The organism is Ureibacillus galli, assembly GCF_014836845.1.
GTDB classification, from domain to species: Bacteria; Bacillota; Bacilli; order Bacillales_A; family Planococcaceae; genus Ureibacillus; species Ureibacillus galli.
Window position 1 is genome coordinate 1 of sequence record NZ_JACSQA010000011.1, and the last position, 15,085, is coordinate 15,085.

The 15,085-nt window shown below is 34.8% G+C and carries 15 protein-coding genes and 1 other RNA gene; 2 read left to right on the forward strand and 14 right to left on the reverse strand.

Annotation, left to right across the window (positions count from 1 at the left end):
- Nucleotides 1-110: 110 nt before the first annotated feature.
- A complete protein-coding gene (locus H9636_RS08910) occupies nucleotides 111-761 on the reverse strand; it encodes an SIMPL domain-containing protein (RefSeq protein WP_191707276.1) in 651 nt (216 codons plus the stop codon).
- Between the two features lie 281 nt (nucleotides 762-1,042).
- Nucleotides 1,043-3,529, reverse strand: coding sequence for an SF1B family DNA helicase RecD2 (recD2, locus tag H9636_RS08920; RefSeq protein WP_191707278.1), 2,487 nt, complete (start codon nucleotides 3,527-3,529; stop codon nucleotides 1,043-1,045).
- A gap of 183 nt (nucleotides 3,530-3,712) precedes the next feature.
- Here recD2 and hisA point away from each other — a divergent pair, with 183 nt between their 5' ends.
- Nucleotides 3,713-4,465 (forward strand): phosphoribosylformimino-5-aminoimidazole carboxamide ribotide isomerase, encoded by a 753-nt coding sequence (hisA, locus tag H9636_RS08925; protein ID WP_191707279.1) that lies wholly within the window; start codon nucleotides 3,713-3,715, stop codon nucleotides 4,463-4,465.
- 132 nt (nucleotides 4,466-4,597) lie between these two features.
- Here the strand turns inward: hisA and H9636_RS08930 are convergent, their stop codons facing one another.
- From H9636_RS08930 to cymR, 5 genes are all read right to left on the reverse strand, one after another.
- On the reverse strand, nucleotides 4,598-5,812 hold the full coding sequence (locus tag H9636_RS08930) for a NupC/NupG family nucleoside CNT transporter (RefSeq protein WP_191707280.1): 1,215 nt from the start codon (nucleotides 5,810-5,812) through the stop codon (nucleotides 4,598-4,600).
- Between the two features lie 267 nt (nucleotides 5,813-6,079).
- On the reverse strand, nucleotides 6,080-6,739 hold the full coding sequence (locus tag H9636_RS08935) for a tetratricopeptide repeat protein (RefSeq protein WP_191707281.1): 660 nt from the start codon (nucleotides 6,737-6,739) through the stop codon (nucleotides 6,080-6,082).
- 145 nt (nucleotides 6,740-6,884) lie between these two features.
- Entirely contained in the window at nucleotides 6,885-8,006 is a 1,122-nt protein-coding gene (gene mnmA, locus H9636_RS08940) for a tRNA 2-thiouridine(34) synthase MnmA (RefSeq protein ID WP_191707282.1), read from the reverse strand.
- Between the two features lie 21 nt (nucleotides 8,007-8,027).
- Entirely contained in the window at nucleotides 8,028-9,170 is a 1,143-nt protein-coding gene (locus tag H9636_RS08945) for a cysteine desulfurase family protein (protein ID WP_191707283.1), read from the reverse strand.
- A 62-nt stretch (nucleotides 9,171-9,232) separates the two neighbouring features.
- Entirely contained in the window at nucleotides 9,233-9,652 is a 420-nt protein-coding gene (gene cymR / locus H9636_RS08950) for a cysteine metabolism transcriptional regulator CymR (RefSeq protein ID WP_191707284.1), read from the reverse strand.
- Nucleotides 9,653-9,771: 119 nt separating this feature from the next.
- Between cymR and H9636_RS08955 the strand changes: the two genes are divergently transcribed.
- Nucleotides 9,772-11,058, forward strand: coding sequence for a replication-associated recombination protein A (locus tag H9636_RS08955; protein WP_191707285.1), 1,287 nt, complete (start codon nucleotides 9,772-9,774; stop codon nucleotides 11,056-11,058).
- Nucleotides 11,059-11,243: 185 nt separating this feature from the next.
- Here H9636_RS08955 and H9636_RS08960 read toward each other — a convergent pair whose 3' ends face one another.
- The 7 genes from H9636_RS08960 to ssrS form a co-directional block, all read right to left on the reverse strand.
- Entirely contained in the window at nucleotides 11,244-11,450 is a 207-nt protein-coding gene (locus H9636_RS08960; protein ID WP_191707286.1) for a hypothetical protein, read from the reverse strand.
- 2 nt (nucleotides 11,451-11,452) lie between these two features.
- A complete protein-coding gene (locus H9636_RS08965; protein ID WP_191707287.1) occupies nucleotides 11,453-11,614 on the reverse strand; it encodes a YvrJ family protein in 162 nt (53 codons plus the stop codon).
- A complete protein-coding gene (locus H9636_RS08970; protein ID WP_191707288.1) occupies nucleotides 11,607-12,164 on the reverse strand; it encodes a sigma-70 family RNA polymerase sigma factor in 558 nt (185 codons plus the stop codon). The genes H9636_RS08965 and H9636_RS08970 overlap by 8 nt, the downstream gene beginning before the upstream one ends.
- 455 nt (nucleotides 12,165-12,619) lie before the next feature.
- On the reverse strand, nucleotides 12,620-13,138 hold the full coding sequence (locus H9636_RS08975) for a hypothetical protein (RefSeq protein WP_191707289.1): 519 nt from the start codon (nucleotides 13,136-13,138) through the stop codon (nucleotides 12,620-12,622).
- A gap of 212 nt (nucleotides 13,139-13,350) precedes the next feature.
- A complete protein-coding gene (locus H9636_RS08980; protein WP_191707290.1) occupies nucleotides 13,351-13,752 on the reverse strand; it encodes an aminopeptidase in 402 nt (133 codons plus the stop codon).
- A gap of 94 nt (nucleotides 13,753-13,846) precedes the next feature.
- Nucleotides 13,847-14,608 (reverse strand): tRNA threonylcarbamoyladenosine dehydratase, encoded by a 762-nt coding sequence (locus H9636_RS08985; RefSeq protein WP_191707291.1) that lies wholly within the window; start codon nucleotides 14,606-14,608, stop codon nucleotides 13,847-13,849.
- 149 nt (nucleotides 14,609-14,757) lie between these two features.
- A non-coding RNA gene (gene ssrS, locus H9636_RS08990) (6S RNA) lies at nucleotides 14,758-14,952 on the reverse strand.
- Between the last annotated feature and the right edge of the window lie 133 nt (nucleotides 14,953-15,085).

Genomic DNA, 15,085 nt, shown 5'->3' on the forward strand with positions numbered 1-15,085 from the left:
CAAAGCCGGTGAAATTTTACTTTTCGTAAAATTTCACCGGCTTTTTTTATTTAGAGGAGGGTTTTTGTCCCAGCCTCCATAGCTTCTATAAAAACTTATTTTCATTGAGATTAATATTGATATATCACTTTCAAAGTCGCTTCAACAGTGATTGTTCCAGGTTCAATTGGAGTATCAAAAGCTTGTTGGGTCATCGCAACATGTTTCAGTAAAATAGGGCCACCTCTAGATTCTTCAACAATTTCAATCGGTTGGGGCATATAAGAAAGACGTAAGGAACTCGCAATGGCCAATGCCTTTTCGTGGGCATTTTGCAACGCCAATTGTAGGGCACTATTATAATAGGCCTCTTCATTTCTTAATTTAAACTCAAGTCCCGTTATACGATTAGCCCCATTTTTTATTGCCTGATCAATGACAATCCCGACTTCACTAATGTTGTCTACTTCTACTTTAATCGCATTGGATACTTCATACCCTCTAAACACTTGCTTTCCTTCAATATAATCGTAGCGAGGGAAAATATTAAAATATGCTGTTTGAATATTTGTGCGATCAATATTTAACGCCAATAACGCTTCTATAACTTGGTTCATTTTGTTCGCATTTTCAGTTTGCGCTTCCGTAATATTTGCTGCTTGTGTGACAACTTCAATTTGCAATTGTGCATAATCCGGTTTCACTTCAATCTGACTATTCCCAATAACAGATATCACCCGAACTTTATAAGAAGGATGTTGATAGGCATTTAAATGATCCAACTAATACCACCTTCCCTTTTCACATAGATTACTATATGCATGGAAGGTAGGAAATTTGTCTAACTTAAAAATTATTCATTTAAATAAAGTTGCCAAGAATTTTCGAAAGGATCTTGTACCCAACCAAATTTCTTACTAAATCCATAATGATCTATTGGCATTAATATTTGTCCATTGTTTGACAATGCTACAAAAAAGACTTCAACAAGTTCTTTATTACTTCTTCTGCTAGACCTTGAAACATTAGAAAAGGGGTAGTTTTGTCATCGTAAATAGCTCCTTTATTTTTCGTCGTCTGCTAGAAAATGATACGGTGTTATACCTTCCATTCCGATTAACGGATGGATATAAGGAGCCGTTTCCATGTTCAATATAGGTGCTACGACTTCCCCATTTACATAAAAAGCTTCTTGTTGTTCATCAACTTCTTTTATTTCCTGTACGGCTTTAGTAGTATTCTTTAAATTCTTTTCCTTCTCTTCGATTTCCTCTATTACAACTTCCACTGGATTTAATCTTGCTTTTAACGTCGTTAAACGCATTAAATCATCGGTTTTCGATAGACCAGTTGCAAAGACATCCGGCTCTCCACAAAGAATCAAAAAGTTTTTCGCTCGAGTAATGCCGGTATATAAAAGATTTCGTCGGAGCATTTTAGAGTAACTTCTCACAATAGGCATAATAACCGTTTGGAATTCGCTACCTTGAGACTTATGAATAGAGCAACAATAGGCAAGAGTAATTTGATTTAAATCTCCCCGCTGATAAGTTACTTCATTTCCATCGTAGGATACGACTAGTAAATCTTGTTTTTCCACCGTTTCCTTTGCCCGTATAATAGCAATAACCTCGCCCATATCCCCATTAAAAATATTACTTTCTGGTTGATTGACAAGTTGTAAAACTTTATCACCGATTCGGTAAACGACATCACCAAATACAAGTTCTTTCCTCGTACCATTTTCATTTGGATTAACTAATTCTTGAATCTTTTTATTTAACATATCAATTCCGGCAGGACCTTTGTACATTGGTGCTAAAACTTGAATATCTCGAATGGACTGACCTTTTGCGAGGGCACTTTTCACCACTTGAGTGACGACACTGGCAATTTGATCTGCCGATGCTTTTATAAATGAGCGATCGTTCGTTTTATTGGAAATGGTATTTGGAATGTCTCCCTTTTTAATTTGATGGGCAAGTTCAATAATAGTAGACCCTTCTGCTTGTCGATAAACATCCGTTAATTCTACTGTTGGAACTTTTTTAGAAGCTAGCAAGTCCTTTAGCACCTGTCCTGGACCTACAGGTGGTAATTGATCCTGATCCCCTACAAACACTACTTGAACATCTTCACTTAAACTTTTTAGTAGTTGATGGGCTAACCACGTATCAACCATGGACATTTCATCGATAATGACAAGACGTCCTTCCACTTCTCGTTCCGTCTCTTCCTCTTTTTCCTGACCGTTAAATCCTAGCAAACGATGGATTGTCATTGCTGGTAAATCCGTTGACTCAGCTAATCTTTTTGCTGCTCTCCCGGTCGGTGCTGCTAATACAATCGGGAATGGTTCTTCCTTTTTCGCATATTCTTTCGGATTTAGTGACAACCCGTGAAGTTCAGCATATACTTCCACTAGCCCGCGAATAACTGTTGTTTTCCCAGTACCAGGACCCCCTGTTAAAATCATGACAGAAGAATTTAAAGCACATTCAATCGCTTTCGCTTGTGTTTCTGCATAGGATACATCTAATCGTTCTTCTACTTCACCAATAGCTTTTCGTATTTCATCCTTTGAAAATCTTTCTTTTTCATTTTGATTTAATAGTTCTAATATTTTCGAAGCGATGCCAACTTCACTAAAGTATAAAGAAGGTAAGTAAATTCGTGTTTCTTCCCCACAAATTTTATCTTCCTCCCTCATTTCAATAATTGCCTTTGAAATCGCATCATAAGGAATTTCTTGTGGTTGGCTTTGTTCGAGAATGGATTTTACGTGGGGTAAAACGTGCTCTGCATCTACATAAACATGTCCGTCTGACAACGCCGCATTTGTTAAAACATGAAATACGCAAGCTTTAATACGATCTGGATGGGCTCCTTCTATTCCTAGTTTTCTCCCTAATTCATCAGCCCGGCCAAAACCTACTCCTTCCACATCTTCGATTAAACGATATGGATTTTCCGTAAGTAGTGTTATCGTTTCATCCCGATAAGTTTGATATATTTTCATGGAGAGTTGAGGACCAAATCCCCATTCATTCAATTGAATCATCACTCGTTCCAAACCTAAATTTTGTTCCAATGTTTGGCGAATTGTCTCTTTTTTTTCATCGTTCAATCTTGGTACCGTATCTAATGCAGATGGATCTTCCATAATTTTCTTTATGGCATCAATTCCAAGCTGATGAACAATTGTTTCAGCTGTTTTCCGACCAATTCCAGAAAATAAATCACTGGATAAATAATTGATAATACCTTGTTCTGTTGCTGGTACTTCTTTGACAAAAGTATCTACTTGAAATTGTTGGCCATATTTCGGATGATTTTTTAAAACCCCAGTAAAGCGATATAACTCTTCTTCATTAAGTTTTGGAAAATAACCGACTACGATAATTTCTTTATCTTCATATTTTAAATTCGTTTCTTGTATTTTTACCCGAACAATCGAATACATATTTGTCGCATTATGAAAAATGGACACAATTGGACGGCCAAGAATAAACAATTTATTTACTTCAAATAAATTAAGATTTTCTGCCATCCTTACATACTCCTTTTCTAGCCTTTAGTACATTTGATTTTACCATATGTCCCCTTTATGTGTCTTACAAATTCAAAGGTTCGAATATCCAACCTCGATATTTTTTAGTACCGATGCTATGATAATTTATGAATCAATTTGTATATATAAACGAAAAGGTATGGAAGGGACTCGTGATTTTTAGTGGAATTTAGACCTTGTATAGATTTACATGATGGACAAGTTAAACAAATTGTAGGGAGCACATTAGGTCATCAAAATCAAAATGTTATCGAAAATTTTGTCGCAGAACAGGATTCAGCATATTATGCCAATATGTTTAAAGAAGATCAATTAACTGGCGGCCATGTTATTATGCTTGGTTCAGGAAATGAAGAAGCTGCTCTTCTAGCACTAAAAGCCTATCCAAACGGTTTACAAGTAGGAGGTGGCATTACAAATGAAAATGCAAAGAAATATATTGAGGCTGGGGCTTCCCACGTTATCGTTACATCATATATTTTTCATGATGGTCAGCTTGACATGGATCGATTGCAAAAACTTGTAAACACAGTAGGTAAAGAACATATTGTCATTGATTTAAGCTGCCGAAAACGAGACGGTAAATGGTTTGTAGTGACGGATAAATGGACAAAGTTTAGCCAATTTGAAGTAAAAGAACAAACCATTCCATTTATCGAACAATATTGCGATGAATTATTAATCCATGCCGTCGATGTAGAAGGAAAAAGAAGTGGAATGCAAGAAGATTTAATTCAAGATTTAGCAAAATGGACATCCATCCCAACAACCTATGCTGGTGGTGTACGTTCTTTAACTGATCTTGAAAAATTCAAAGAAATATCAAAGGGTAAATTGCACGTGACCATTGGAAGTGCTTTAACTATTTTTGGTGGCGATTTAAGCTACCGCGATGTTGTATCATTTTGTAAATGAAAATAAAAATCTGCTCGTTCCACAGGAAACACGGAAGATTAAACGCTTTTGACTCATCACTATATGACCGAAACAACGTTATATCTACACCCGTAGAAAGAGCAGATTTTTAAAGTTTTGTAATAGTCTCTTTTATAAGAACATACCTGCGATGGATGCGCTAAGTAAAGAAGCTAATGTACCAGCAATTACTGCCTTTACAGCTAATTTCGCAATGACAGGTCTTCGACTAGGAGCCATTGCCCCTAGACCTCCAATTAAAATCGCCATTGAGCTTAAATTGGCGAAACCACATAAAGCAAAGCTAACAATCATGACTGTTTTATCTGAAAGATTGACGATTTCTGGTGCAAAGTTTGAATAAGCAACAAATTCATTTAATACTAATTTTTGTCCAATAAATGAACCAGCTTGAACCGCTTCTTCCCAAGGAACCCCAATAGCAAATGCAATTGGTGAAAAGACGTAACCTAATATTCCTTCAAGGGTCATTTCTTCGAATCCAAAAATATGACCAATACCACCGATAATACCGTTTATCAATGCAATAAGCGCGATAAATGCAAGTAACATCGCACCAACATTTACAGCGAGTTTCATCCCATCACTCGCACCACGTGCTGCTGCATCAATCACATTAACTGAATCAGAATCTTTTGTTAACGTAAAAGCAGAATCATCGATTTCCTCTGTTTGAGGAATCATTAGTTTTGCCAATACTAAACCTGCTGGAGCGGCCATAAAACTTGCAGCAATTAAGTATTCTAACGGTACCCCTAATAACGAATATCCCACAAGGACCGAACCTGATACTGATGCTAAACCACCTGTCATAACAGCAAACAACTCAGATTTTGACATCTTTTCTAAAAAAGGTCGAATAACTAAAGGAGCTTCTGTTTGACCAACAAAAATATTAGCAGCTGCGTTGACAGATTCCGCCTTACTTGTCCCTAAAATTTTTGATAGTGCCCCACCAATAATTTTAATAACAAACTGCATAATTCCTAAATAATACAATACGGAAATTAATGATGAGAAGAATATTATAATCGTTAATACACTTAGTGCAAAAACAGTAGCACCTGTGACAGTTGGATCTGCTAAAGGACCAAATACGAAGGAAATCCCTTCATTTGCATAACTTATTAAATTTTGAACTGCATTCGATATTGCCAATAGTACTTTTCGGCCAAATTCCCATTTAAGAACGATAAAGACAAAGGCTAATTGTATCGCCAAACCAGCGAATACCGTTCTCCAGTTAATCGAATTTCGATTGCTCGATATGAAAAAAGCAATCATAAAAATAACTAAAATTCCAATAAAACCCCATAAAATATTCATTAAGATACCTACTTTGTAAAACGATAAATTTTATTTCAATTATTTCTCGATCACACGATAATTAAAATAATACGTATTATACTATCAAAGGAAATTAGAAATATTTATATAAAAAATTATTCAAAGTTTTCGAAGTTACCTTAGTATTTTAAATAGGCAGAAATGAAACCGTTTTATTGTATTTTTAAAATCCACCCTATAAATCGTTCACTCTTTTTCATCAACAATTCCAAATAAAAACGTCGACCTTTTTCGGTCGACGTTTTCTTAATTGAACCTTTGACTGATCATATCGTAAATATATTTTGCTTGATCAAAATTTGGTTCAATTGTATAAGCTTCTTTTAAATGTTCCATCGCTTTTTCTGTATCTTCAGTAGCTACTGCATATAAAACACCTATATTATAATGGGCGTCTGCATTTTTTGGATCTCGTTCAAGAACAAATTGTAATTCACCCTTTGCTACATCAAACATTTCCAATGAACAAAGTAAAATACCGTAGGATAATCTTATTTGTAAATCATTCGGAGCAAGTTCAGCTGCTCGTTGCATATAAGGTAATGCTAATTTAAATTTTTCATCCCGTTCAAAGGATTTCCCTAACATATAATAAGCATCAGCACCTTGAATTCCAAGATCAATGGCCTTTTGATATAGTTTTGCAGCTTCTATAAATCTTTCCGAATTGTAATATAAATTGGCTAATCCATAATAAGCCGTAGCAGTAGATTCATCAACTGTAATTGCTTTTTGGAAAAAACGCTCCGCTCGTTCATTATCGTTCATTGCGGCAAGTAAATTACCGAAATTCACATAACCAATTGGATCACCGGGATTATTTTCTATCGCCTCCGTAAAGGCTTTCGCGGCATCTTCATACCGCTTTTCTTGAAATGCTAGTATTCCCTTTTCATTAAAATCCATTTTCCTCACCTCTTAAAACTAGGCTTACCGTCAACTTTTGACGATAAGCCTTAGTAACACTCCATTAGATTGAAACAGAAGTTGTCTTTCTCCTATTCGAAAATCAGAAGAACGTTCTTGTGCTCAACATTGATTTAGATATTACTTATCCTACATAAGTTAGCTTTTCACTATCTTTAAATACTTCATCAATCGTGCCACCACCAAGGCATTCCTCACCATTATATAAAACAACCGCTTGTCCAGGTGTTATGGCTCTTACAGGTTCTGCAAATGTAATATGCGCTCGACCATCTTCTAAAAGTTCAACTTCCACAGGTGTATCATCCTGGCGATAACGGAATTTTGCCGTGCAAGTAAATTTAGAAGGTTTTGGTTCGTCAGTTGTAAAACTCATTTTTACAGCATTTAATGATGTTGAATATAAGGCATCGTGATGGAAACCTTGACCAACATACAACACATTCCGTTGTAAATCTTTCCCTAATACAAACCAAGGATCACCGTCTCCCCCAATTCCTAAACCATGGCGTTGACCAATTGTATAATACATTAATCCATCATGATTTCCCATTACACGACCATCAAAAGTCTCCATTTTTCCCGGTTGCGCTGGTAAATATTGACTTAAAAATTCTTTAAAGTTCCGTTCGCCAATAAAGCAAATTCCTGTTGAATCTTTTTTCTTTGCAGTTGCTAATCCTGCTTCTTCCGCAATTTTACGAACTTCTGGTTTTGCTATATGGCCAATTGGGAACATGACATGCTTTAATTGCTCTTGAGATAATTGATTTAAGAAATACGTTTGATCTTTATTGTTATCGACACCGCGCAACATCAAAACTTCTCCGTCCCGTTCTTCAACTCGAGCATAGTGACCTGTCGCTAAATAGTCAGCCCCTAATTTCATTGCATGTTCAAGAAAGGCTTTAAATTTAATTTCTTTGTTACACATCACATCTGGGTTTGGTGTACGACCTGCTTTATACTCTTCTAAAAAGTAAGTGAATACTTTATCCCAATATTGTTTTTCAAAATTAACAGCATAATAAGGGATTCCGATTTGATTACATACTTTAATTACATCATCGTAATCTTCAGTAGCTGTACATACACCAAACTCGTCTGTATCATCCCAGTTTTTCATAAATATACCAATTACGTCATATCCTTGTTGCTTTAATAAATAGGCAGCAACAGAGGAATCAACCCCACCTGACATTCCAACAACAACGCGGATTTGTGATGGGTCTCTAGTTTCTACCATTGTCGTTTCACCTTTTCTCTGTTAGTTCGCAAGTTTTTTTACAATTACTGCTGTTCGACGAGCTGCCTCTTCAATCAATTCCTTCGTTAAGCCTAATCCAAAACTAAAACGAATAGAATTTCGTAATTCTGCAGCATCTTTTCCAAACATGGCAACAAGTACATGGGATGGATCGATGGATCCTGCTGTACAAGCTGAGCCGCTTGAAGCATAAATACCTGCCATGTCTAAATTAACTAAAAAGGACTCTACTTCCATTCCTTTAAAGCTTATATTTAATACATGCTGTAATGCATGTTCTTCATTTCCGTTTACTTTATATTGAAGTCCCTCTTCGTCTAAAATTTGTAAAAACAGTTGACGGAATTGTTGAAACTGCTCTTTTTTTATTTCCATTTCCCGTTGAGCAATTTCGACTGCCTTTGCAAACCCGACCGCAGATGGAACATTTTCTGTACCTGCTCTTCTTTTCTTTTCCTGAGATCCTCCAAAAAATGTTGCCATTAATGGTGTCCCAGTCCGTTGATATAAAAAGCCAATCCCTTTAGGACCGTTTAATTTATGACTCGTTACACTTAACAAATCAACCTGTAATTGATCAACGTTCAGTTTTTCAATTCCGAAAGCTTGTACCGCATCCGTATGAAAAATTGCTTGATGGTCCTTTAATAATTTACCGATTTCTGCTATCGGTTGAATTGTTCCAACTTCGTTGTTTCCATACATAATCGTAACGAGTATCGTATCATCTCGCAGTTCATTTTTAAAAGTCTCCAGCGAAATGCGTCCACTCTCATCAACCGGCAAATACGTTACATCAAAACCTTCTTTTTCAAGTTTTTCACATGCATTTAATACAGCATGATGTTCAATTTGCGTCGTGATAATATGTTTTCCCTGATGCTTCAAACTATTTGCTACACCAAAAATAGCCGTGTTATCTGCCTCTGTTCCGCCACTTGTAAAAATGATTTCCGTATCTTTTGCACCGATTGCCTTTGCAAGCAATGAACGGGCATCATCCAATACCTTTCGCGCTTTTCTACCTGCAGTATGAATGCTAGAAGGATTTCCAAAAGTTTGTTCAAAAGCTGTTGTCATCGCTTGAATAACTTCTGGATGCATAGGTGAAGTCGCTGCATGGTCTAGATATATTGTTTCCATTGTCATTAAAAGCTCCTTTAATCTTGAATCGACAATTTTATATTATTTTCTTCTTAAAGTAATTAAATATAAAACATATAACCGTCGAATTCTGTTTCTTCGTTATGTCTTGCTAAATCTTCAATCGAAGTTGTATCAAGGACATTCTTTACAGCATCACGGATTCGAATCCATAATTGTTGTTGTGGTGCTTCCTCATTTTCAATTCCTTCTACAGGTTGAATTGGTCCTTCTAAAACTTTAATAACATCAGCAGCTGAAATTTTACTTGGTGGCAATGCTAATAAATATCCTCCATAAGCTCCACGGACACTCTTTACTAAACCAGCAATACGAAGGGGAGAAACCAGTTGCTCTAAATAAGCTTCAGATAAATCTTTTTCTGCTGCAATTTGGCGCAATGGAATTGGTCCTTCTCCATAATGTTTTGCTAATTCAATCATAATCGTTAGTCCATATCTACCCTTTGTAGAAATTTTCATTATAACACCTCTATTTTTCTTGTCCATTTCTATGCTCAAGTATATCATATATCCTTTAATTCCACTTGGAAAAGGTCTAATATTAAATATAGTAAAAGGAATCTTTGGAGGATGAAGACATGCAAAATGAACCTTTAGCATTTCGAATGCGACCTCGCAACTTAAATGAAGTCGTCGGACAACAACATATAATCGGAAAAGACACTGCGCTTTATAAAATGATTGAAAATGGTCATGTCCCTTCAATGCTTTTATATGGTGAGCCCGGTATTGGGAAAACTTCCATCGCCAATGCCATCGCTGGTAGTTCGAAACTTCCTTTTTTCTCGTTAAATGCAACCCATGCGGGGAAAAAAGATGTGGAGCAAATTGTGTCAGAAGCACGCCTTGTAGGGAAAGTCATTTTATTTCTCGATGAAATTCATCGGTTTAATAAATTACAGCAGGATACTTTATTACCCCATGTAGAAAATGGTTCCATCGTTTTAATAGGAGCTACAACTGAAAATCCTTTCCATGATGTGAATCCAGCCATCCGATCAAGATGTGGGGAAATACTACAACTGAAACGTCTCTCCCAAGATGATATCGCCCAGTTAATTACGAATGCCCTCAAAGACGAAGAAAGAGGCTTAGGGAAAATTGATATTGTCATATCTGAGGAACAAATTCAAAAAATTGCTTTAGCTTCAAATGGGGATGCTAGAAAGGCATTAACATTATTAGAATCAATCTATTACGCATCGGATGAAGTGGATGAGCAGACGATTGTGCAAGATCATATTGTGGAGCATTTATCGGAGCGAATTGGCGTATATGGGGATAAAGGTGGATCGCATTTTTATAATTTACTATCCGCATTGCAGAAGTCAGTACGTGGTAGTGATACGAATGCAGCGATTTACTATTTAGCACATCTTCTTGAAAACGGAGATTTGATTGCTGTTTGTAGAAGATTACTTGTTATGGCATATGAGGATATTGGATTAGCAAATTCAGCAGTAGGAGCACATGTATATGCAGCAACCGAAGCCGCTAAAACTTTAGGGCTACCCGAAGCGCGTATTCCATTGGCCAATGCTGTGATAGAAATGTGTTTATCGCCGAAATCTAATTCAGCCTATTCTGCTCTAGATGCAGCAATTTCTGCTATTCACGAAGGCAAAACTGGAGAAATTCCACTTCATCTCCGAGATGGTCATTACGCAGGAGCGAAAAAACTAGGACATGTCGGTTATAAATATCCCCATGATTATCCCCTTGGTACATTTGGAGGGTGGGTTGATCAACAATATTTGCCAGATAACGTAGCAAATGAGGAATTTTACAAGCCTGTCATTGCAGGAGAAGAGAAAAAGATGGCTGCGATTTATGAAAAATTAAAATCGTTTAAAAAAGAAACATAAAAAAGGAGTTGCCCTCAAGTTAGAGGAGCAACTTCTTTTTCCCTATTTTAAAGGCTTTTTGAACTATTACAAAAGTTTTAATTAAAAATTTTGCAAAAGAGGTTGTTATTTGTCGCCATTAAACCCCTTTAGTAATTGTAAATCAAATTCAACATCACATGACGACTTACAAGATTAACAAACCTTTACTTTGGTTGTTTTTCCTTTTCAACTAATTCGAAAAAAGTAGGGATGCTATGAAATTTTTTCGTTCTTAACCCTTCTAAAATTTTCATAATGATTTCTTGTTCCAAATCTTCGCGATATTTCGCATCGGTTTGATACAATTCTTTCTTAATTTTCGGTCTAAGGAGTTCCAACAACTCTAATGGAGAAATATATTCTTTAATCATAATCACTCCTTGTTTTTAATTAATTCCACTTCAGTCGTTAATTTTTGAATCGTCTGTTCTAGGCCTTCTATCTTTTTTTCAAAGCGAAGTAATAAGTAAATCGAAACAGCAATCGGGAAACCAATGTTACTAATTAAGTTAATTAATTGACCCTCATCAAGCATCGATCATTCGCCTCACTTTCGCCAAAGCATTATTTTTGGATTTCGTTATTGCCTGTTGCGTGACATTCAGTTTTTTACTAATTTCTGTATCTGAATAATTAATAATGAACGATAGATATAAAATTTGTTTTTGTCTCTCATTTAAAGAAATAATCGCTTTATATAAATTAGGATTTTGAATATGTTGTTCTAAGTCATCTTCAATCTGTTCGTAAAAACTTTTTGTAGCAGATTCATCGACGATAAGTTCTTTTAACGTAATCGATCCTTCGTTGTTACCATTTTTAGATTCATTGCCTGTACTATCCAAATTTAATACATATCGCTGATCATACTTTCGTCTTTCTATATCAAAGTGACGAGCGGTATAATGGATAATTTTCGAAAAATAAGCTACAGCTCGAATGCGAATATAAAATTGAACAAAACGATCATTAATCATCTTTTTAATACAATCATTCGGTGTACGACAGTATTGTTTATATAATTCCAAATGTTCTGCGTCTGCTAAAAAAGCTTTTAATAATGGGTTCTTAAATTGAATTTCCACTATCATCATCCCTCCTTAACATAGAACATTTGTTTTATTAAATTATAAAAGGAAACGTTAGAAGCCTAAAAGAGCACATTTACCATATTCTTGGAATTATTTTTAGAAAATGTTCCTATTATTTCGACCAAATTTGTAAAAAAGATGACGAATTTTAAACCGGAAAAACCTAGGACTATTGGAAAGGTAGAAATTTTGTAAGAGGCTTTAAATAGTTTAGAAAATTTTTTTACTTTGAGGTGTAATAATTTGTTTGGTTACTTTATAAAGGACAATCTAGCCCAAAAATAACAACCCTTAGAACAACTTTGAACGATAAAAATTATTGAAAAATTGTAAAAAAACCTTATGAATAACATATAAATGTTATACAAGTAAATGAAATACGGTTCCATCATCGTTTACTACATAAAAAAAGGTAAAATTGCCGTAGCAATTTTACCTTTTTTCATTCCTTATTGATTGATGGAATAAGTTGAAAAGGTCTTTATACAATCTATTACTCGGTTATTTTGAGCAACAATCATTTTTTCAAACTCACCTTGTTTTCCATTATAGAGTTCTATATTTTCATAACTTGTTGCTAGTTCTTTTAAAAATTCAGCATTATCTTCCATGTGTACATCTGGAATACAATTTGCAGCTACTGTTAACAAGTTTAATACTTCTTTTTTCACATCTTGATCTATATTCATTTGTAAGTGATAGTTAGAAATTGTATGGAAATAAAGTAACTTACATACAACATTCATATATAATACCCAATAAGTATTTTCCTTTGGCAATTCCCCATTCGCCTGAACAACATGATTAAAATGGTTGACTGCACTCTTTACTAACTCATCCAAATTGGTATAAGCTTTTTTCCAGTTTTGGGTCGTATCGATATAGTTAAATACGATTTCTTCCATACGGTCATTTAGCTCTACCAAGTTTAAAGTATGATTATTTGTCATTGGAACCTTTGTTGACATTTTCATTCCTCCCCTATTCCCCATAAAACTCTAGGTATCCATACTATACCAACATTGTTCTGAGATTTTTTCTTAAAATAAAAAATGACTGAAAAAATGTGATATATATGTGAAATTACTTCATTTTTGAAGATTATTCAACTGCTAATTTCAGAAATTTCATTCCAAACGTACCGAATTTTATTATTTTATTAAAACAATTGCTTATTCGATTATCGTAATTTGGAAATATATTTTGTATATAAATGATGATATGTCACCATTTCATCATTTAAATTCTCGATTTTTATCACTTCCATCATGGTTGAATTTTCATATTTTAAAATACAATTTCTTGACCCGTAGAAGTACCATGCATAATCAGTATACCCCTTTTGAACCCCTTCAACTTTCTGAATAGCCCAAATTTGTTTATCATTTAAAACTTTTACCATTTTATAAAATCCTTCACTTAATTGATAGCTTTTCGTTAAAAAATGATACTCTGGTTCTACTACTTGGTTCGTATCGAATACATGAATCCTTTGATTTTCCCAATCAATCGCCAATTCAACCGTACTAATTTCATCTATAATATTTAATCCCCTATACTCCAGTTCTGTATATTTGTCCAAATTACGTTCTCCTTTTATTCATAAGATTAAGAACTCTGTTTAAATTTAAAAAGGGTAACCCGAATTTCGGGTTACCCATCTATTATAAAGTAATTTATTGTTGAACACGTGTTATATTAACATCTTTTAATATTTGATTAATGACCCAACTAGCTGCAATTAACCCTGCAACAGAAGGCACAAAGGCGTTGGAAGAAGGTGGCATTTTTGCTTTTCGTATTTGCGCATTCGGATTTCCTACCTCTTCCACCACATCAGGACGAACGACGATAGGTGATTCATCTGAGAAAACGACCATAACGCCTTTATGAATTCCTTCTTTACGAAGCTTTGTACGTATCACTTTAGCTAATGGATCTGTATGAGTTTTAGAGATGTCAGCAATTTTAAATCGAGTTGGATCCATCTTATTTGCTGCACCCATACTTGAAATAATTGGTATGTTTCTTTTTAAACATTCTTTCATTAAATGAATTTTATACATGACCGTATCGGATGCATCAATTACATAGTCAATCCCTTGTTCAAAGAATCTTTCATATGTTTCTTCTGTATAGAACATATGCATATCGATTACTTCACACTCTGGGTTAATGTCTGCAATACGTTCTTTCATAATTTGAGATTTAGATTTTCCAACAGTAGATAGGTAAGCGACTAATTGACGGTTTATATTTGTAATATCCACATTATCTTTATCGACTAAAATAATACGTCCAACTCCACTACGAGCACATGCTTCTGCAGCAAAGGAGCCTACGCCACCAATTCCTAATATGGCTACGGTTGTATTTTTTAATTTTTCAAGTCCTTCTTTTCCTATTGCAAGTTCGTTTCTTGAAAACTGATGTAACATATTTTATGCCTCTCAATCTATATTTTACTACTCGGAATTATAACATATCGCCCTCTATAGTGTAAATTTGTAACAAAATGATTCAAAGTATACGAAAGAGAGAAATTGAAAAATAAAAACTCTTCTACAAAAAGTAGAAGAGTTTTAGATAGAATCCTAAACTTACCGTAAGCAAGTTAACCTCGTTTTGAACCCGCTTCCCTTGCAGGTGGGTACCCTCTTTATCTTTTTAAACTTCCCTCGGCTTGTTGCAGGGCTTGTTTGCCAAGATAAAATATGGGTTCCCAACGATTAATTGTTCGGTCAAAAGAGTTGTAAAGCAATTACTAGCAATTTAGGATTCTTATTAATTTTATATTAACAACAATTATCTGAATTTTCAATATGAAAATAAAAAATATTAAATTTTTTTCAAATTAATCGTTTTCTAGGAACTTTTACTAGATACATTTTATTACTTATCCATAATAAAAAATA

Coding starts and splice junctions, on each gene's coding strand:
- H9636_RS08960 (WP_191707286.1), bottom strand. CDS start 11,450: ATGATTAAAGAATATATTTCTCCATTAGAGTTGTTGGAACTCCTTAGA.
- H9636_RS08930 (WP_191707280.1), bottom strand. CDS start 5,812: ATGAATATTTTATGGGGTTTTATTGGAATTTTAGTTATTTTTATGATT.
- H9636_RS08935 (WP_191707281.1), bottom strand. CDS start 6,739: ATGGATTTTAATGAAAAGGGAATACTAGCATTTCAAGAAAAGCGGTAT.
- cymR (WP_191707284.1), bottom strand. CDS start 9,652: ATGAAAATTTCTACAAAGGGTAGATATGGACTAACGATTATGATTGAA.
- H9636_RS08985 (WP_191707291.1), bottom strand. CDS start 14,608: ATGTTACATCAGTTTTCAAGAAACGAACTTGCAATAGGAAAAGAAGGA.
- H9636_RS08955 (WP_191707285.1), top strand. CDS start 9,772: ATGCAAAATGAACCTTTAGCATTTCGAATGCGACCTCGCAACTTAAAT.
- mnmA (WP_191707282.1), bottom strand. CDS start 8,006: ATGGTAGAAACTAGAGACCCATCACAAATCCGCGTTGTTGTTGGAATG.
- H9636_RS08945 (WP_191707283.1), bottom strand. CDS start 9,170: ATGGAAACAATATATCTAGACCATGCAGCGACTTCACCTATGCATCCA.
- H9636_RS08965 (WP_191707287.1), bottom strand. CDS start 11,614: ATGCTTGATGAGGGTCAATTAATTAACTTAATTAGTAACATTGGTTTC.
- recD2 (WP_191707278.1), bottom strand. CDS start 3,529: ATGGCAGAAAATCTTAATTTATTTGAAGTAAATAAATTGTTTATTCTT.
- H9636_RS08975 (WP_191707289.1), bottom strand. CDS start 13,138: ATGTCAACAAAGGTTCCAATGACAAATAATCATACTTTAAACTTGGTA.